Annotated in this window: 16 protein-coding genes; 7 read left to right on the forward strand and 9 right to left on the reverse strand. The window is 35.5% G+C overall.

Annotated elements, in window-relative coordinates; translation table 11 throughout:
* The 4 genes from BUR19_RS10635 to BUR19_RS10650 all read right to left on the reverse strand — a co-directional run bounded on the left by BUR19_RS10635 (nt 1) and on the right by BUR19_RS10650 (nt 6,904).
* Nucleotides 1-2,463: a hypothetical protein gene (locus BUR19_RS10635; RefSeq protein WP_074235305.1), complete on the reverse strand. Its 2,463-nt coding sequence runs from the start codon at nt 2,461-2,463 to the stop codon at nt 1-3.
* Nucleotides 2,464-2,648: 185 nt separating this feature from the next.
* On the reverse strand, nt 2,649-4,379 hold the full coding sequence (locus BUR19_RS10640) for a cellulase family glycosylhydrolase (RefSeq protein WP_074235306.1): 1,731 nt from the start codon (nt 4,377-4,379) through the stop codon (nt 2,649-2,651).
* 62 nt (nt 4,380-4,441) lie between these two features.
* A complete protein-coding gene (locus tag BUR19_RS10645; protein WP_074235307.1) occupies nt 4,442-6,376 on the reverse strand; it encodes a heavy metal translocating P-type ATPase in 1,935 nt (644 codons plus the stop codon).
* Between the two features lie 102 nt (nt 6,377-6,478).
* On the reverse strand, nt 6,479-6,904 hold the full coding sequence (locus BUR19_RS10650) for a Fur family transcriptional regulator (RefSeq protein WP_074235308.1): 426 nt from the start codon (nt 6,902-6,904) through the stop codon (nt 6,479-6,481).
* A gap of 413 nt (nt 6,905-7,317) precedes the next feature.
* Here BUR19_RS10650 and BUR19_RS10655 point away from each other — a divergent pair, with 413 nt between their 5' ends.
* On the forward strand, nt 7,318-7,752 hold the full coding sequence (locus BUR19_RS10655; protein ID WP_074235642.1) for an FKBP-type peptidyl-prolyl cis-trans isomerase: 435 nt from the start codon (nt 7,318-7,320) through the stop codon (nt 7,750-7,752).
* Between the two features lie 129 nt (nt 7,753-7,881).
* Complete coding sequence (gene rplS / locus BUR19_RS10660) at nt 7,882-8,238, forward strand: 50S ribosomal protein L19 (RefSeq protein ID WP_074235309.1); 357 nt, start codon at nt 7,882-7,884, stop codon at nt 8,236-8,238.
* 98 nt (nt 8,239-8,336) lie between these two features.
* On the opposite strand, the gene kbl is transcribed toward rplS, so the two are convergent.
* The 5 genes from kbl to BUR19_RS10685 all read right to left on the reverse strand — a co-directional run bounded on the left by kbl (nt 8,337) and on the right by BUR19_RS10685 (nt 16,509).
* On the reverse strand, nt 8,337-9,530 hold the full coding sequence (gene kbl, locus BUR19_RS10665; RefSeq protein ID WP_074235310.1) for a glycine C-acetyltransferase: 1,194 nt from the start codon (nt 9,528-9,530) through the stop codon (nt 8,337-8,339).
* 79 nt (nt 9,531-9,609) lie between these two features.
* The gene (locus BUR19_RS10670; protein ID WP_074235311.1) at nt 9,610-11,550 is read right to left on the reverse strand and encodes a M1 family aminopeptidase; all 1,941 of its coding nucleotides are present in this window, start codon (nt 11,548-11,550) and stop codon (nt 9,610-9,612) included.
* An 81-nt stretch (nt 11,551-11,631) separates the two neighbouring features.
* Nucleotides 11,632-13,089, reverse strand: coding sequence for a D-alanyl-D-alanine carboxypeptidase/D-alanyl-D-alanine endopeptidase (gene dacB / locus BUR19_RS10675; RefSeq protein WP_074235312.1), 1,458 nt, complete (start codon nt 13,087-13,089; stop codon nt 11,632-11,634).
* Nucleotides 13,090-13,239: 150 nt separating this feature from the next.
* The gene (priA, locus tag BUR19_RS10680) at nt 13,240-15,687 is read right to left on the reverse strand and encodes a replication restart helicase PriA (protein ID WP_074235313.1); all 2,448 of its coding nucleotides are present in this window, start codon (nt 15,685-15,687) and stop codon (nt 13,240-13,242) included.
* Between the two features lie 126 nt (nt 15,688-15,813).
* On the reverse strand, nt 15,814-16,509 hold the full coding sequence (locus tag BUR19_RS10685) for an ABC transporter ATP-binding protein (protein WP_074235314.1): 696 nt from the start codon (nt 16,507-16,509) through the stop codon (nt 15,814-15,816).
* Between the two features lie 441 nt (nt 16,510-16,950).
* On the opposite strand from BUR19_RS10685, the gene BUR19_RS10695 reads away from it, so the two are divergent.
* The 5 genes from BUR19_RS10695 (at nt 16,951) to BUR19_RS10715 (ending at nt 19,878) form a co-directional block, all read left to right on the forward strand.
* A complete protein-coding gene (locus tag BUR19_RS10695) occupies nt 16,951-17,463 on the forward strand; it encodes an RNA polymerase sigma factor (protein WP_074235316.1) in 513 nt (170 codons plus the stop codon).
* Nucleotides 17,464-17,526: 63 nt separating this feature from the next.
* Nucleotides 17,527-18,123, forward strand: a complete 597-nt coding sequence (locus BUR19_RS10700; protein WP_074235317.1) for a hypothetical protein — start codon at nt 17,527-17,529, stop codon at nt 18,121-18,123.
* A 98-nt stretch (nt 18,124-18,221) separates the two neighbouring features.
* The gene (gene ruvX / locus BUR19_RS10705) at nt 18,222-18,635 is read left to right on the forward strand and encodes a Holliday junction resolvase RuvX (protein ID WP_074235318.1); all 414 of its coding nucleotides are present in this window, start codon (nt 18,222-18,224) and stop codon (nt 18,633-18,635) included.
* Complete coding sequence (gene def / locus BUR19_RS10710; RefSeq protein WP_074235319.1) at nt 18,632-19,204, forward strand: peptide deformylase; 573 nt, start codon at nt 18,632-18,634, stop codon at nt 19,202-19,204. Before ruvX ends, def begins: the two co-directional genes overlap by 4 nt.
* Before the next feature lie 89 nt (nt 19,205-19,293).
* Nucleotides 19,294-19,878, forward strand: coding sequence for a DUF5606 family protein (locus BUR19_RS10715; protein ID WP_074235320.1), 585 nt, complete (start codon nt 19,294-19,296; stop codon nt 19,876-19,878).
* Nucleotides 19,879-19,884 lie beyond the last annotated feature (6 nt).

Here is a 19,884-nt window from a genome sequence, read left to right on the forward strand (position 1 = left end):
TTAAAATTCTAGAAGTTTAAGCTTTAGCTGCACAGCAAAATTATCTTTAAAATTATTGTTGGCATAATGCCCGACTCTGTAAAAGAAACCTAAGTTAAATCGTGAGCTCAGGAAGTTATTATATTCCAAACCGACTTCTTGATACAGATGATCCAAAGGCGAAAACTCAAACTGATGATACTCCGGATTTTTCATATTACCAATCACCCCTTTATAGATAAAATCGAAGCTGGATGTATTCTTACCAAAACTTTTGAAATACCACGGAATGCGATGTGTGATAAAATATCCTGCAAACTTATCATTAAAATATTTCCCTGCAGTCATCGTAGCGAATCCAAGATATGTCGTGAAATTGAAATTGGATAAGATGCCCGTATTCTTATTAGAATCCAAACCGCCCATCTCGAAAGCGTGCCATATTGGTGCTTCGCCAAGATAATAACCACCATAAACTCTTGTCCCAGTATTTCCTAAAATGGTTCTGAACTGATGTGTGTATAAAACGTCCAATCTGCTGTAATTGAAATCGCCGCCCAGAGTTTTGTAGCCTTGTTCATAATTAAAATAAACCTCCGGGAAGTTCTGATCAAAAGTATATTTTCCGGAAGGCGTCATTATGTTTTTACTATTCGGAGAGAATTTGATCGTCGCCAAAGAGCTGAATGTCGTAAACTGGCCGGACTGATTCATAAACCGATAATCAAATCCTGCCTCTTCGGTCTGTCTTTTTGCAGAGACATTCAGGGTCAGAGAATTAGAAAGATCGATTTCATAACCTGCGCGGAAACCGTCATACTTGTAATATTTATCATTCTGGATAGACATTCCGGTATTATTGATGGACATCTTCATATTCCAAAGATTCTGACTGAACCTCCCCGAAGCGGCCACATCGTGGAAATATTCGATCCGGAAGAAAGAGTTTCTTTCCAAAGTTGTTCGGAAATCGATCCCTGCACCGTATTTCCAACCTCTGTCTTTGAAGCCGTAAGCCAAATAAACATCTGGCGAAATGTAACGGTTGAAACGCTCATTCATCTTAAAACCAGCACCTAATCTGAAACCTTCGTAACGGTTATATTTGGTTTGTAAAGGATCAATATCTACCAGTCCCACCGTGAATTTCCCTCTTAGTAATGCTGTTAAAACTTTGACTTTGCTATCCAATGTATATTTTTTCCCCAGACTGTCAATCTTCACATAAGTCTGCTTTTCTCTTGTAGTGAGACTGTCTGTTCTGTATTGATCCAACAATGTTCCATCTGCGTTCTGAACGCCCATTGTATAGCCACTAAACTGCGATGCTTTGAGCTCTACAGGCGTTTGGAAATCGAAATAATCGGCTTTCATATAAGCATAATTCCCAAATCTTTTGGTTTTGGATAATCGCTCTTTTTTCTCTTCAGCCGTTTCGTTATCTTTTTTCTTAACTGTCGAAAACTCTGATGAACCCATTTTGATTTTAAGGTTCTCGGTCTTCAGAAACCATTTGTTTTGAATCGGAATCCAAACCGAAGTGATGCTTCCGTCTGTTCTTACTTTGCTATTACTCTCGATTTTTTTGATGGCATAAGTTTCTTTGTCGATGTACAGATAACCGTTGTATTTTCTACGGTTAACAGGGACTTTGTAATCTACCTGACGGAAACGGATGACGAAATTCTCTCTGCCATCAATCTCGATAGAGTCTGTCAAGAAATATCTATAAAGGCTTCTGTTTTCAGGAAGAATTTCTCTTGGGATTTTGTCTCTGTTGGATCTCAGAGCCAGCATTTCGTAAACAGGATTTTTCAAACCGGAGATTCTGTTATCCAGGATATTGACTTTCTCGCCATATTTCTTAGAATACAAAAACTGCATCGCACGTTCCCAAAGAAACATTTTGCTGTCCTTGATAACCGACATCATCTGTTCACCTTCTATAGAATCTTTTTTCTTTTTATCTTTCTGGGCAAACTCACGATTAGGAAGCTTCGACAATGAATCTTCTCTAGCATCTATGAACTTTCTGTACTCTCTAATGCTGTCCTCATCCACATCATAAGACATTTTTTCATACGACTTGTAGGAATAAGAATCTAATGCATTAGGAGAATTATCTTTAAAATTTCGGAAAACTTTATCTATGATTGCCAAAGCTCTAGGGTCGCTTTCGTTGGAAAGTACAACGCCTTCTATCTCGTGTGTCTTGGCGTTTTGTCTGTCCAGTTCCAATTCCATTATTTTGTCAACAACCACTTCATCCCCGATAAATCCGTTGATTTCCACATCTACTTTGGAACATTTGGTTGTGAAAGTTGCCACACCTTTCTCATCGGTTTCCGTTATGTATTGGTTATTACAATAGATTTTTGCGCCTTTGATGGGTTTATGATTGTCCGCTCTAAAAACACTCAGCGTGCTTTGAGAAAAAACAAATGAAAAACAGAACAGAAAGATTAAAGAAAAGATTTTGTTCATAGTTTAGTTTTATTAAGTAGTCAAAAAATTACCGGTATTGTTACGAAATTTCTTCTTTCTAATTTACAAATTAATTTATTACAACAAATTACCTTATACAATATCAAGCCAAAGTTTGTCTTACAAAGAAAAAACCGAACATTTTTCAACATTCGGTTTTATTAGTTTTAGTTTAAATTCAATTTTTATTGAAGTTCGAAGTAATTAAGGTTAGCATTTCCAGCTTCAAAGTACAATCTCAATTTATTTTCTCCTTTTACCAAGTTGATGTTATTTACAGAAACTGTTTTCCAAGCTTTTCCTGTTGGAGCTAATTTTATATTGCCCAAATCATCGCCATTTTCTGTTTTGATGACCAATTCTGAAGCTTGAGCAGAATCATTATTATATCTAATGTTCAATTTATATTTCTTAGCCAGATTGCTATTCACCGTATATTGTAGCCACTCTCCTTTTTCAGTTTTCCCCACATAATATTTGTTGGTGATTTTATCATTACAAGCGTAGATATCAACACCATCATTTCTCATTTTATTTCCGGAGTTCCATTCTGTATGAGTTCCATTACTCACCCAAAGGTTTTGGAAATCGTTATCAGAATAAGCACTGCCAAATCTTCCCAAATCATATTCTGTCGCAAAGATTCTTCCCGGCGCAATGTGATTTTTATAAGGTCTTGTGCTTTCATCATTTACCTGACGGAACAATGCATCGATAACATCTTTTTTAACTTCTACATTTTCCAATTTATAATTATAAGCAATCTTCATCAATGTTTTCTTGGCAAATTCTTTCGTTGGTTTAGTTCCGCCATTTTTCCAATAATTTAATAGCTTTTGATAATCCGGAGTGATTTTCACATTGGTTACTCCAGCGATATTATCAATCTTTTTCATTGGCCAATAAGCGTAACCGATGTTATTTTTCAATAACAATTGGTTCAGTTCTGTAAACCAGACATTAGAATTTTCGCCCGTTTCGCCTAACCAAGCTGGAACATTTAGTTTTTCTCTTAAATCGATAATATTCTGGATAGCATCTTGAGAATTAGTTGTCCAATATTTGTGAAAACTTAAAACCAAATTATCATCCCAAAGTTTCGGTAAACCATTGTAATTATTTCCCCAACCGTTACCTTCCAAAATGATAATGTGCTTTTTATCGACCTGGCGAATGGCTTCCGTAATATCTTTCTGAAGCTTCCAAAGTGGCGCGTTGGACATCTCGTCGGTTCCATTCGGATTTTTTCCTGTGAACGGATAGTTAGGTTCGTTAATCAAATCGTAGCCGCCAATCCATTCCTTATCTTTATAGCGTTCTGCCAGCTTTTTCCAAAGTGCAATTGTCTTTTTCTGATTCTCCTCGCTTTCCCAAAGATTCGGTTTTGATTTGTCATTATCGGAAATATTGGCGTCGTTTCCTTGTCCACCAGGTACCGCGTGAAGGTCAAGAATCAAATAGATTTTGTTATCCTCGCACCATTTCAAAAGATTATCCGTCATTTGGAAACCTTCTTCCAACCAAGTATTTTGTCCTTTTACAGGTTCTTTTTCTATTGGTAAAGTGTAAAGATTATAATGCATCGGAAGCCTGATGGAATTGAATCCCCATTTTGCTAAAGAATCGATGTCTTTTTTGGTAATTCCGTTTTTGAGATAAGCTTTGTAGAATTCGTTTTTTCCATCTTCGCCTGCTACTTCTGCAATTTTTTCTTTGATTTGATATTGTGGTCCGGCAAAATCAGCCGTCTTAAGCATATAACCTTCCTGAAGCATCCAACCGCCCAATCCAAGACCTTTCAAATAAATATTTTCACCTTTAGAATTGACAATTTTTTGACCCTGAGTTTTCAGAAAGCCTTGAGCGTTCCCAAATTGAGACAATAATAAAGCGCATAAAACGGTAGTTCTTAACATATTTTCATTTTTTACTAAGATAATACTATTTTGTTAGCAAAAAATAAATTTGTTAAAATTGATTAATTGAACTTCATATTCTGAATTCTAACTGCATTTAAAATTGCTAAAAGTGCCACACCAACATCTGCAAAAACGGCTTCCCACATATTGGCTAATCCTCCGGCTCCAAGAATCAGAACAATCACTTTGACTCCAAAAGCTAACCCTATATTTTGATAAACAATTTTCTTCGTCGCTTTTCCGATTTTGATCGCAGTTGCAATTTTCGAAGGCTGGTCTGTTTGAATAACTACATCCGCAGTTTCAATCGCAGCATCGGAACCTAATCCGCCCATCGCCATTCCAACATCACTCAAAGCCAAAACCGGCGCATCATTGATTCCGTCTCCAACAAAAGCAACAACTTCTTTTGGATTACTTTTCAGATTTTCCAATTTCTCAACTTTTCCTTCGGGAAGCAGACCACCGAAAGCAGAATCGATTCCTAATTTTTTAGAAATATTTTGAGTTAGAGAGTCTTTATCACCGCTTAACATCATGGTTTTGATGTTGTTATTTTTCAAATTACTAATCGCCAATTCCGAATCTTCTTTAACCTCATCGGAAATCGTGATGTAACCTTTATATTCATTATCAATAGCTAAAACAACAGTTGTTTCTACAATTTCTTCCAAGAATTCCGGATAATTGATATTAAAAGTTTTCAGAAGTTTTGTATTTCCTGCAAGAACTCTTTGTTGATTAATAACCGCTTTTATTCCTTTTCCGGAAATCTCTTCTACAGATTCCGGAATCTGATTGGAAGGATGAAATTCTGAAACGGCTTTCGCAATAGGATGTGTAGAATGACTTTCAACCGATGATAAAATGGAAAGAAAATCTTCTTTCGAAATGTTCTCCGGAACAATATCCTGAACTTTGAAAACACCTTTTGTCAACGTTCCGGTTTTATCCATTACAACTGTTGTTACATTCGCAATAATATCGAGGAAATTAGAACCTTTGAACAAAATTCCGTTTCTGGAAGCGGCGCCAATTCCACCAAAATACCCCAACGGAATTGAAATAACCAGTGCGCAAGGACAAGAAATCACCAAGAAAACCAAACCTCTGTAAAGCCAATCTTTGAAAACATAATTTTCTACAAAGAGATATGGAACAAGTGTTACCAAAAGAGCTAAAACGAAAACAATTGGCGTATAAATCTTTGCAAATCGTCTGATGAACAATTCGGTTTTGGCTTTTCTGGAACTTGCATCCTGAACCATTTGAAGAATCCTGACAATCGAACTATTCTCGAATAATTTGGTTGTTTCGATTTCGATGACTTGGTCTAAGTTCAGCATTCCGGCAAGAACTTCTTCCAATTTTTGGATTGATGAGGGTTTACTTTCTCCTGTTAAAGCTGATGTGTTGAGACTTGCTTTTTCCGACAACAAAACACCATCCAACGGAATCTTCTCTCCTACTTTCACCTGAATCTTTTCCCCGATTTTGACATCATCTGGAGCAATAGTTTTCCAATTTCCATCTCGGAAAACGGTGGCTTCTTTCGGACGAACATCTAATAATGATTTGATATTATTTCGAGCTCTGTTAACTGCAGATTCCTGGAACATTTCGCCGATTGTATAAAATAGCATCACGGCAACACCTTCGGGAAATTCGCCAATTGCAAAAGCGCCAATTGTTGCAATTCCCATCAATGAAAACTCATTGAAGAAATCTAAATTCTTTGCCAGTTCCAACGCTTCTTTGAAAACTGTGAACGCCACTAATATATAAGACACGAAATACCAGCTAAATCTCAGCCAAACGTTGTTGGTAAACCAATCGGCTTTAATCCAGAAATCTAAAATGAGTCCAGAGAAAAATATGATTAAACTGATGTATAATGCAATTTTTGAATTACCGTGAGAATGGTCGTGGTCACTGTGGTCGTGAGCTCCGTGGTTGTGCTCTTTCTTCGGTTTTGTACTGCAACACTCTTCCATATCGAAATAATTTTTAACAAAGATATTGCTATTGCAAATGCAATGCTATTGCAAAGTTTTATGGAATAATATCTTCGAGGGCCTCAGACTTATACAAATTACTTAATTGTTGAAAGTCGATTCGAGGCAATTTTCGCAGATGCCTTTAGCGAAAAGTCTGATTTCATCAATCCTGAAATTGGTTTTCATACTTTCGGGGAACGAAATATCTTCTTTGCAGGTGGTCTGTTTGCAGATTTTGCAGTAGAAATGGAGATGCCAGTCTTTGTGTGTTTTCTCGTCACAATCATCGTGGCAAAGCTTATATTTTGTGGTTGCATTTTCCTGAATGCTGTGAACGATTCCTTTTTCTTCGAAGGTTTTCAAGGTTCGGTAAATGGTGGTTCGGTCGGCATTCTGAAAATGGTTTTCGATTTCGGATAGTGAGGTGGCAAATGGTTGGGAACTCAGAAAATCGTAGACCAGAATTCTCATACTTGTTGGTTTGGTATTTTTGTGGATGAGTTTGTTTTCGGTTTCTTTGTTCATAATGTATAATCTAATAATTTTAATGCAAAGTCCGCAAAGATTTTTTGGACATTATTGAAAATATTTTTAAGGCTCGCGAAGACGTAAAACTTAATGACAAACTGGTTGTTGATTTTGACTTTTTAATGCTTTTTAATTTTAATCTTTTGACAAATCTTACTATTAATAACAAAACTTGAATCGTTGACGAAACACCTAGCCCCGATGGAAACGGCATCCTTTTTTATTTTTTATGGACTTCGATTCAATCGAAGTGACAAAACTTGTAAAAAAATAAAAAAGATATAGTGGACAGCGGGATTAAGCTCCTAATTTATTGCTTTATCTTTTCTTATCTCATCAAAGTTACGGGAAATAATTGCAATTTTTTGATGAATCGACTGAGAATAAATACCTTTGGAAAAAATTTAGAAATGGGTGTAGCGGATTTATTATTGAAAAGAAAAAAAGAATTGGCCGAAAAAAACTTGAGAGATGGTCAGGATTATTTGGTTGAAAATGGAAAAAGAGAAAGTGTAACGATTTTACCAAGCGGTTTGCAATACGAAATCCTTGTAGAAACAGAAGGTCCAAAACCAACAGCTAAAAGCACAGTGAAATGTCATTATCACGGGACGACCATTACAAGCAAAGTTTTTGACAGTTCTGTAAAACGTGGAAAACCAGCATCATTCCCTCTTAATAGAGTTATCAAAGGTTGGACAGAAGGTTTGCAGTTGATGTCTGTTGGAAGTAAATTCAGGTTTACGATTCCGCCACATTTGGCTTATGGACAGCAGGAAGTCAGCAAAGAAATTGGTCCCAACAGTACTTTGGTTTTTGACGTGGAGTTATTGGAAATTAAATAATTAGAATTTAATTCTCAGATTGTATTGCAGTTATGAAAATTATTTATATTTTTGCAACCTGTTAATCAACCTCTGACGAAGGACGTGAATGTTGCTTAGCTTGACAAAACAAATTTTTTATTATAAAAAATGGATTTATTAAAGTACGTACAAGATAAGTACATTACGAAAAAAGAATTCCCAGAATTCAAAGCCGGTGACACCATCACTGTGTACACAGAAATTAAAGAGGGTAACAAAACCAGAACTCAGTTCTTCAAAGGTGTTGTTATCCAATTGAGAGGAACTGGAGCTACAAAAACTTTCACAATCAGAAAAATGTCTGGTGATGTTGGAGTAGAGAGAGTTTTCCCAATCAACATGCCTGCACTTCAGAAAATTGAAGTTAACAGACAAGGTAAAGTTAGAAGAGCTAGAATCTACTACTTCCGTGATCTTAGAGGTAAGAAAGCAAGAATCAAGGATAAGTCTTACGCTAAGAAATAATCTTGAGACTTTCTCGAAAAATACAAAACCAGCAAAACTATTTGCTGGTTTTTTTGTGAAATAAAAGCTTACAAATTTTTGTAAGCTTTCCTTTTATCTTAGATAATTCCTAACTCTTTCCCTACTTTTTCAAAACCTGCAATAGCTTTGTCCAAATGTTCTCTGGTATGAGCTGCAGATAACTGAACTCTAATTCTCGCCTTTCCTTTCGGAACAACCGGATAGAAGAATCCGATAACGTAAATCCCTTCTGCCAGAAGTTTCTCGGCCATTTCCTGAGATAATTTCGCATCATAAAGCATAACCGGAACAATCGCTGCATCGCCATCCGGAATATCAAAACCTTTAGCCTTCATTTCTTTTCGGAAATATTCTGCGTTTTCCATCACTTTATCTCTCAAAGAAGTGTCATCAGAAATCATATCCAAAACTTTGGAAGCCGCTCCGACGATTCCGGGTGCTAATGAATTTGAGAATAAATAAGGACGAGAACGTTGTCTCAACATATCAATAATTTCCTTTTTCCCAGAAGTAAATCCACCTAAAGCACCACCTAAAGCTTTTCCCAAAGTTGAAGTAATGATATCGACTCTTCCGATCACATCATTCGCCTCGTGCGTTCCACGACCTGTTTTTCCAATGAACCCTGTTGCGTGAGAATCATCTACCATAACTAAAGCATCATATTTATCCGCTAAATCACAAACACCTTTTAGGTCTGCAACAATTCCGTCCATTGAGAAAACACCATCAGTCACAATGATTTTAAATCTGTGATTTTTTTCAGAAGCGGCAATCAATTGTGCTTCCAAATCTTCCATATTATTGTTTTTGTAACGGTATCTTGCAGATTTACACAACCTTACTCCATCGATAATCGAAGCGTGATTCAGTTCATCGGAAATGATTGCGTCCTCTTCTGAGAATAATGGTTCGAAAACACCGCCATTCGCATCAAAACAAGCGGCATAAAGAATGGTATCTTCCATTCCTAAGAAATTGGAAATCTTAGCTTCCAAATCTTTATGAATATCCTGTGTTCCACAAATGAAACGAACCGACGACATCCCATAACCGTGAGATTCTATAGCATCTTGAGAAGCTTTCATCACCTCCGGATTATTGGATAATCCCAAATAATTGTTGGCACAAAAGTTCAAAAGTTTTTTCCCAGCAACTTCTATCTCGGCACTCTGTTGTGATGTGATGATTCTTTCTCTTTTGAAAAGTCCGTCGTTTTCTATGTTTGTTAATTCGTTTGTGATGTTCTCAAGAAATTTTTGTGATATCATTTTTATTGATTTTCGATTTTAACAAAAATAAAAAAAGCACTGTAATAAAGTGCTTTTTTTTAATAAATTATCTTTTGAGTTATTCTTTAATAATTTTAACTGATTGATTATTAAATTTCAAAATGTAAGTTCCTTTAACTAAGGTAGAAATATTGATTTCTGAATCTGGATTTGAAATTCCCTTCTTGATTAATTTTCCATCGATTGAAAGAATTTCATAATCTGTTGATTTTTGTAAACCAGAAATTTTGATGAAAGATTTTGCCGGATTTGGATAGACACTGATGTTTTTTTGATTAATGTCATTAACAGCCAGATTATTATCTTTGGTCACCGTAGAACCTTTTGTAATGATTTGTTTTTCATAATTAAATTCAACACTTGTCACATCAAAAGTCACATCTTGTGTGAAATATTGATTGTTGGAAGTATGATCCAAAACAAAATAAGCGGTCTGTCCTCCAGATCCTGTCACTTTGATTGGAAGCGGCATCTCAAAAAAGCTGACAGTAGAACTGCTTCTTGTCTGCCCGACACGGAAAGTCAGTTTTTTGGTTGTGGTATTCTGAGTCCACCTGATCTGATAGCTCGGATAACCTTCACCATAGATCCAGTCATTAAAAAATTCTGTGAAATCTTTTCCTGTAAAAGAACTTAAAAAATCTCTGAAATCATTAGTCTTTACATAATTGTAAGCAAAAGCAGGATTGTTCTGATAAGCTTTTAACATCGCATAGAACTGGCTATCACCAAGAATCCATTTTATCATCCTTAAAACAAAACCTCCTTTAGCATAAGTTAATCTTCCGTCGAAAACTCTGCCGATATCACTCAATCCAGCATCAGGAACGTATACACTTCCGCCAGGGCTACTTGTAATATCACTTATCTCATTTGCAAGATAATTTTGAAACTGAGAAGAGCTCATTAATAATTTTTCATAAGTCAAATGCTCACCAAATGTTGCAAAACCTTCATTAAGCCAGATGTCATTCCATGCACCACATGTCAATTTATCTCCAAACCATTGATGAGCCAACTCATGAGCAATCAATCCCTGCCCAAAATTAACCATAGATGTCATTGTTGCATGTTCCATTCCTCCGCCCCAGTTAAACATCATATGACCATATTTTTCATTTCTGTAAGGGTATAATCCAAAATGGTCTTCAAAAGTTTGCATAGAACTTGTAGTCCAGTCGAGACTTGCTTGGGTATTTGCATTCGCATAAGCTGGATAAACGTAATTCAGGAAAGGAAAAGAACTTTCTGTAGTTGTAATAGTGGAATTCATTTTTGTATAATTGGAAATTCCTAACGCAAAAAGATAAGCAGGAATTGGATAATTAGTTTGCCAATAAGTCAGCTTTTTTCCGTTTCCTAAGATAGTTTCAGACATCAGTTTTCCATTTGAACCTACTGTATATTGAGCAGGAGTGGTCACTTTGATATCCATTTTCTCTATTTTATCATTCATACTTTGTTTGGTTGGCCACCAACCTTTTGCCCCATAAGGCTCAGACAATGTTGCTAAAACCGGATCTCCGGCAGGTGTAGTTCCTGCTTCAAAACTGGCAAAGGCACCTGTATTGACAGGAACTCCGCTATATGTTATTGATAAAGAATCTGTAGTCTGGGCTGTTAAAGCTACCGGGAAATTAATTTTAATTTCATCTGAACTCAATTGCTGAAAGGTTAAATTCTGACCGTGATATTTTACCGTAGAAACTGTCAGAATCTTTGCCAAGTCAAAATAAATAGTAGCGGAATTCGCTAGCATCTTAAAATGGGAAGTCATAGTTCCGGAAACGAACTGCTGAGTGGGATCAAGATCAAATTCTACTCTAACATATTGTAAATCATAATTTAATGTATTCGGATTCACATTTACATCCAAAATCGAGCGGGAGGCAGATTTTTTTTCAGATTCTATCAAACCTTTTCGATCAATATTATGAATTTGTCCAAAAATAATATTAATCGTTAAACAAGTAATTATTAATGTGTAAAAATGTTTCATTTTATTTAAAAATTTTACCTCAAATCTACAAAAAAAACTCATCCCGACGAGATGAGTTTTTAATTTATAAAACATTGATTATTACAAATCTAAAGTCGGATCCAGCAACTGTTCCATTCTGTCCTTTACTTGAGCAACAGAACCTGAAAATTTGTTAATCAATAAAGAAAAAGCAAGCGTTTTGTTATTTCTTGTTTTGATATATCCTGCTAAACATTTCACACCATTTAAAGTTCCTGTTTTAGCAAAAATCTGTCCATTGGAATTCACCATAAACATATGTTTCAACGTTCCGGATTGTCCAGCAATTGGTAGTGATTCAAAATATTCTTTATAGTAAGGTGACTTCATCATTTTAGCTAAAAACTTAGCTTGTGAAATTGGCGTAACAGTATGAGCTTTTGAAAGTCCGCTTCCATCCATAAAATTAAGGCCATTCAAATCAAAACCAATAGATTGCAAATGGTCAGTTACAGCTAATCTTCCAGATTCTACCGTTTGGTCGCCTAATTTCTGAAAGCCGTTAGACTTCAACAAAGCCTCTGCATAACCATTATCACTTCTTTGGTTGGTATAATTAACAATTTCAGCTAAAGTCGGCGATTTATAAATCGTCAAAATTTCTCTTGGTTCCGGTTCTCTGTCAACAATTTTGGGAGTCACTTTTCCAGAAACGGTGATTTTATTTTTAACAAGACCTTCTCTCAATTTATTAGCCAAAAAAGCAGGTGGTTCAGCCACTTTTGTCGTTACCCAAGCACCTTCAAATTTATCGGCATAGACAGCCTTGTTGGTATAAGGCGAAACATAGAAATACTTTTTTGCTTGATTAAATGGATTATTAGATTGACTAATAAGTAACTTTTCATTTTTCGGATCAATATCTTTGGTTGTTCCAACTGGTAGAAAATAATTAGCCTGCTCTAACCAAACGATATTTTGCGGAAGTTCCTGCTTTTTATTCTCTTTGAAAATTGCCGTCTGGATGATAATATCTCCCGTAACTTTTCTAATACCCTTTTCTTTGATAGCATCAAGATACTGATTAACAATCTGCGTATAACTTGCTGCGCCGCCTCTATTTCCACCTAAAGAAGGGTCGCCACTTCCGACGATATAGAGATTTCCTGTCAACACGCCTTCAACATCAATACTGCCAGAATATTCCAACTGGGTGTTCCATCTGTACTGCGTTCCTAATAAAGAAAATGCCGTTTCTGTTGTTAATAATTTGGTTGTAGAAGCAGGAATCAGCGGTGCTGTTTCGTTGTACGCCGTTACAATTTTTTCTGTTTTGGGGTCGTAAACCACAAACCCCCAATTGGCATTTCTCAGAACCGGGTCTGTAAACATCTTATTGATATTGAACTCAATTTGTTCTTTCGGAGACAACAGCGCCTTTTCTGCGGTAATATCCTTTACAAGACTTTGCTGATCAGCAACTTGTGGAAATGTAGAAACTGCGACGCTCCCTTGCGAAAATACAAATGAGGAAAAACCAATTGCGATGATTGAAAAATAATTTTTGATTTTATTCATTCTCAAAACAATTACAATTTTTATTGAATTTTTATTAATTAAGGTTTAAGATTGTCTAATCTTTTTATCATAACTAAGTAAAGTTAGAGAATATTGCCGTCGATTTATGGTTTAACCGTAATAAAAAATCTGAAAAGCCGTTAAAAATTGTTAAAAATCAACAAATAAATCCTTTTTCACAGATTTATAAGCCGTGATTTCATCAAATTCATCAAAAGACTTCAGAAGTAATTCTTTATAGATTCTGTAGTTTTTGTTTTTTGGAAATTTAAGAAGGATCTGATATTGATAAAGATTGTTTAGCCTTGCAATAGGCGATTTCTCCGGTCCAAGAATACATTCTTCCGGAATATATTTTCTAAGAATCGAACCCAAGAACTGAGAGGCTCTGTTGATTTTATCTTCTTTCCTGTGTTTCAGTTCAATCATTATTAATTTCACAAATGGCGGATAGAGAAACTTTTTCCTTTCATCAAGAAAATAATTATAAATCTCTTTAACATTCTGATTTTTAATTAATTCAAAAACAGAATGCGACGGATTATAGGTCTGGATCAGAATTTTCCCATTTCCAGAAGTTCTTCCTGCTCGCCCTGCAACCTGCGTAATCAATTGGTAAGCTCGTTCTTCCGCACGGAAATCTTGAACGTGAATCAAAGAATCGGCTTTTGGAATCGCCACCAATTCTATGTTATCAAAGTCCAAACCTTTGGAAATCATCTGTGTTCCAACCAAAATATCGGTTTCTCCGTTTTCCAATTTTTCGTAAAGTTTTTCGTAAGCGAATTTCTTTCGCATCACGTCAACGTCCATTCTGTCAACTTCGGCATTAGAAAATATCTTTTGCGTTTCCTCTTCGATTTGTTCTACCCCAACGCCTTTTGTATTCAGATTGTCGCTGTTACAGCTTGGGCAATTGGTTGGTTTTCCTGCACGATGTCCGCAATAGTGACATTTCAGCTCATTCGAAGCTTTGTGATAGGTCATCACAACATCACAATTACTGCAATAAGTCACGTGACCACAAGTTTCACATTCGATGACATTGGCATAACCACGGCGATTGTGAAGAATAATCGTTTGTTTTTTATGGTCTAATTGAAGATTGATTTCGTCAACCATTTTTTGACTGAAATTTCCGACAATCTTTTTCTGATTTTGCGCTTCTTTAACATCAATAATTTCAAATTTTGGCAAATCAACTTTCCCAAACCTTTCATTAATAGAAACATAACGCAATTTATCTCTCATCGCCAAATCATAACTTTCCAAAGAAGGCGTTGCCGAACCGAGAATAACTCTTGAATTATAAAATTCTGCCAACATCATTGCTGAATCTTTCGCATTGAAAAAGAAGTGCTGGTCTCTTGGTCTGTAAGCCGAATCGTGTTCTTCGTCCACAATAATCAATCCCAGATTTTCAAAAGGTAAAAACAAAGAATTTCGAGTTCCAATCAGTATATTAAGTTCATTTTTCTTGATTTTTCTCCAGACTTCTACTCTTTCAAAATCCGTCAATTTATTATGATAAAACCCGAGTTTTTTACCATATTTTTTTTCGAGACGAATTGTAATTTGTTTGGTCAAAGCAATTTCCGGCAAAAGCAATAGCACATTTTGCCCAGCATTGATACAATCTTCAATTTTCTCAAGATAAATATGCGTTTTCCCAGACGAAGTCACACCGTGAAGCAAAACATTTTTATCTTCATCAAAAGCCCGATTGATTTCCGAAATTGCTGATTTCTGATTATCTGTCAGTTCCTCGATTTCTTCGATTTCGCCGTCATAAGAATCGATTCTGTCTTTTTCCAGATAATATTCTGTAACCCAACCTTTTTCTATCAAGGATTTGAGTTGTTGATTAACAAAATTCCCTTCATCAAAAACCAAAGATTTGCGAATTGGATTTTCAGGATTATCAATTTGTTTTGAAAGAATATTGAGGAAAAGGTCTTTTTGTTTTTTAGCTTTATCAAGCTTTAAAAGAATCATTGCCAAATTCTCTGAAACCAAAGCTTCATCATTGATTTTCAGGTAAGCAATTTCTTTTGCCTTATATTTTTCTGTTATTTTTTCGTCAACAGAAATATATCGTTCATCAATCAGCGCATTGATGGTTTTGATGATTTCTTTTTTTGGAATGAAGGCTTCAATTTCTTGTAAATTCAAAATTTGTCGAACTTCCAAAGCTTGTAGAAGATAAGTTTCGTTTGCATCCAGATTTTGCCAATCAATTGTTCTTTCTGACAATAATCTGACATAAGTTTCACTTTCCAATTTAAGAGAAGAAGGAAAAGCCAAACGGTAAATTTCGCCCAAATTGCAGAGATAATAAGAACTCATCCAATTCCAAAAATCCAATTGTTGTTTTGGAACAATCGGTTTATTGTCTAACAGATTGATGATTTCTTTTGGAACAAAAGTTTCTTCAAAATCGTTGAACAATTCCGCAACAATTCCCGTGTAGATTTTCTTTCCACGAAACGGAACCAAAACCCGCATTCCAACTTCGATTTTATCCAAAAAATCTGCTGGAACTTTGTACGTGAAAGTTCCTTTGAGATTGAGTGGAAGAATGATTTGAGCAAATTGCAATTTTGATTGATTATGGTAAATTAATGAGATATATTAAAAGTCTTCGACTCCGCTCGGACTGACAAGAAATCAAGTTGATTATTTAGCATTTTCACGCTGAGCGGAGTCGAAGCGTTTAAACGATAATTAAACTGTATAACTTTGGAAAGCTTCTTCCAGACTTGCAAATTTTCCTTTGAATTCTGAAATCGGAGAATCTTGGATGATATTACCTTGATGAATTAAAATCACACGTGAACAAAGTGCTTCAACTTCCTGCATAATGTGTGTAGAAAGAATCACAGTTTTTGCTTTTCCGATTTCTTTGATGACATTTCGGATTTCTACAATTTGATTGGGGTCGAGTCCGTTGGTTGGTTCGTCGAGAATCAATAAATCCGGTTCGTGAAGAATGGCTTGCGCTAATCCAACACGTTGTTTGTAACCTTTGGAAAGCTGACCAATTTTCTTTGATTTTTCCGGCGTAATTCCAACCAAATTTATGACCTGTTCTACTCTTTCTTTTTTAATATTATGAAGATTCGCCACGAATTGCAAATATTCTTTCACAAACATCTCGTTGTAAAGTGGATTGTTCTCCGGAAGGAAACCGATTTTCTTTTTCGATTCGATTTCGTTTTCTGAAATGTTTTTTTCATCGAGGAGAATTTCGCCTTCATCGATTTTCAGAACACCTGTGATGGATTTCATCAAGGTGGATTTTCCAGCACCGTTTGGGCCGAGTAATCCGATGATTTCGTTGTTAGCGATTGTTATATTGATATCATTGAGAGCAACTTGTTCTCCGAATTTTTTGGTAAGTCCTGAAATTTTTAAAGACATCGAGTTAGTTATGAGTGATGAGTTATGAGTGATTTTTAATCTTTACAAAAATATGAAAATTACTGCATCTTTTTGAACGCAAAGTCCGCAAAGATTATTTGAATTGATTGAAACTATTTAAGATTCGCAAAGACGCTTCGCTCAGAGAAGAATTAAACGCAAACCTTGTCATTCTGAAAGAATCTAAACGGTTGAGGTTCCTACGGACAAATATTATGATTAAGGATATGAAAACCTGGATAGTTGAGAAAATGTCAATTGAAAGACAAATGTTTAAACTTGGCGAAGCGCGCCCCGACCTGAGTGGAGCTCTTTTTCTTTTTTGAGAAAAAAGAAAAAAGCGGGAACGGAGGGCGGATAAAGGCGCCCAAATCAAATTCAAGAATTATTTTTTGTAACAAATTTTTGATATCATTACTAACCGAATAGAGTTAAACAAAAATGGGTTCGTCTGAGAAAGAATTTTTAGAGAAAGTCGATAAGCATAAAGGAATCATCTTTAAGATTTCTAAAATGTATATGGATAATCGTGATGACCAGAATGACCTTTTTCAGGAAATTGTTTATCAGGTTTGGAAGTCTTTTTCGAGTTTTGAAGGAAAAGCAGAATTCTCGACTTGGCTTTACAGAATCGCTCTGAACACAGCAATCATCTTCCTGAAATCTAAGAAAAGACGGACTTTTATCCAAAACGATGATGTCTCGCTCTACAAAATAAAAGAAGAGGAATACAACTTTGAAGACGAACAAAACCTAAAGCTGATGTATGAATCTATCCAACAACTGAACCCAATTGACAAAGCTTTGATTTTCTATTATCTGGAAGATTTTTCAGGAAAAGAAATGGCGGAACAAATGGGAATCTCGGAAGGCAATGCAAGAGTAAAACTGAACCGTGCGAAAGAAAAGTTAAAGGAATTAATTAATAAACAGGCTTCGAGAGCCTCAGCCTAACAGCAAACAACTATCAACTATCAACTATCAACTATCAACTATCAACTATCAACTATCAAAGATATGGACCTAGATAATCTTAAAACCCTTTGGAATAAAGAAGATGTTTCCGAGACACCGGAGATTTCGCCAGAAAAACAGAGACAAATACACCATCCTTTGGAAAGGATTAGGAAAAATATGCGCTATGAATTTTGGTCAACTGTAGTTTTGATGCCTTTTGTTTTGATTGCTATCTGGTTTTTCCCGCTGCCTTTTAGATTCACTTTATACATCGAAATTTTGGTTGTTTCTATGGTTTTGGTAACTGTATTTTTCTTTGGCAAATTCTTTAAGCTGTATAAGGAAATAAGTAATCCGACTTTGGGAACTTACGATTCGTTAAAAGATTTATTGCATCAATTTGAACTGAACAAACAATATTATTTGTCTTTTTACTTAAGCTTTGTCCCATTTTTCGTTTGTGAAATGATTATCGTGATAGAGTCTATTCCACATACACATCATTACACCAATGGTTATTTAACATTAGTTTTTATCGGGTCAGTTCTTTTTGGATTGTCTTTGCTATATTTTATTGGAAACTGGTGGTTTAGACATTTTTATGGAAAATACATCGATAAAATCAAATTGTTGGTTGAGGAAATGAAACAAAATTAACTCAAATCCATCTAGCAAAAAGCTCTGTAAAGCCTATCAACTTTACAGGGCTTTTTTTAATTTTCATAAGCTGAAAATTTTTGTAAATTTGCAGACTTATGGGACAAATCCTAGCAATAGACTACGGAAAAGCAAGAACAGGAATTGCTGCAACAGACGACTTACAAATTATTGCAAGCGGGCTGACGACGGTTGAAACTCCGAAACTTGTCGATTTTCTGAAAAAGTATTTTTCTGAAAATAGTGTAGACGAAGTTGTCATAGGACTTCCCACAGATTTGAAAGGAAATATGTCCGAAATCGAAACTGATATTCAGAAATTTATTTCAGTGTTTGAAAAGGATTTCCCGGATAAAAAAATCAATCGTCTGGATGAACGTTTTACTTCCAAAATGGCTTCTTTTTATATTAGTCAAAGCGGAAAAAACAAAAAACAAAGACAGGAAAAAGGATTGATTGACAAAGTAAGTGCGACGATATTGTTGCAAAATTTTTTAGACCAGAAAAGATGATTCTACCAATTAGAGCCTTTGGCGACAACGTTTTGAGAAAAAAAGCTCACGAAATCGAAAAAGATTATCCTGAGTTGCAAACCCTAATCGATAATATGTTTGAAACGATGAACGGAGCGAACGGAATTGGTTTGGCTGCGCCTCAAGTTGGTTTGGACATCAGACTTTTCATTGTGGATGTTTCTCCACTTTCAGATGACGAAGATTACGAAGATATTGCTGATGAACTGAAAGACTTCAAAAAGGTTTTCATCAATGCTAAAATTCTAGAAGAATCTGGAGAAGAATGGAAATTCAACGAAGGTTGTTTAAGCATCCCAGAGGTTCGAGAAGATGTGAAACGTAAATCGACCATCAAAATAGAATATTACGACGAAAATTTCGTTAAACATACCGATACATTTTCCGACATCAGGGCAAGAGTTATTCAACACGAATATGACCACATCGAGGGAATTCTTTTTACAGACCACCTGAGTGCATTGAAGAAAAAAATCGTGAAAGGAAAACTTCAGAAAATTGCTAATGGCGAAGTATCAGTGAGTTATAAAATGAGATTTCCGAAGTAAGGTTGAAGCCTGTAACTTAGAAAACATCTTATATCCATCATCGAACATCAGACAAATTAAAATAAAATATACTAAAGAAAAATATTAAAATGCAGTTAGAAAAAATTATTTCAATCTCCGGAAAACCGGGACTTTTCAAATTGGTTTCTCAACTTAAAAACGGTTTTATCGTTGAGGACATCACGACTAAGAAAAAAGCGAGCATCTCGAACTCTAGCCAAGTAAGTCTTCTTGACAACATCGCAATGTTCACATTTGATAAAGAAGTTCCTTTGTTCGAAGTTTTTGAAAATATTGCAAAAAAATACGACTACAAACCAACGATTAACCACAAATCTTCCAGTGAAGAATTAAGAGCTTTTATGGCTGAATCTCTTCCTAACTATGATGTAGAAAGAGTTTATGAGTCTGATATCAAAAAATTGGCTCAATGGTACAACTTGCTTCAAAAAGCGGGTTACATCACACCTGAAAGTTTTGTAAAACCTGAAACTCCTTCTGTAGAAGTTGCTGAAGAGCCAAAAGCTGAAGAGAAAGCTGAAAAAGCAGAGAAAAAACCTGCTGCTAAAAAAGCTCCTGCAAAAAAGACTGCTGAAAAAACAGAAGAAGCTAAAGAAGAAAAAGCCTCAGCTAAAAAGCCTGCTGCTAAAAAAGCGACTAAAAAAGAAGATTAATTTGAT

It is taken from the genome of Epilithonimonas zeae (assembly GCF_900141765.1).
GTDB classification, from domain to species: Bacteria; Bacteroidota; Bacteroidia; order Flavobacteriales; family Weeksellaceae; genus Epilithonimonas; species Epilithonimonas zeae.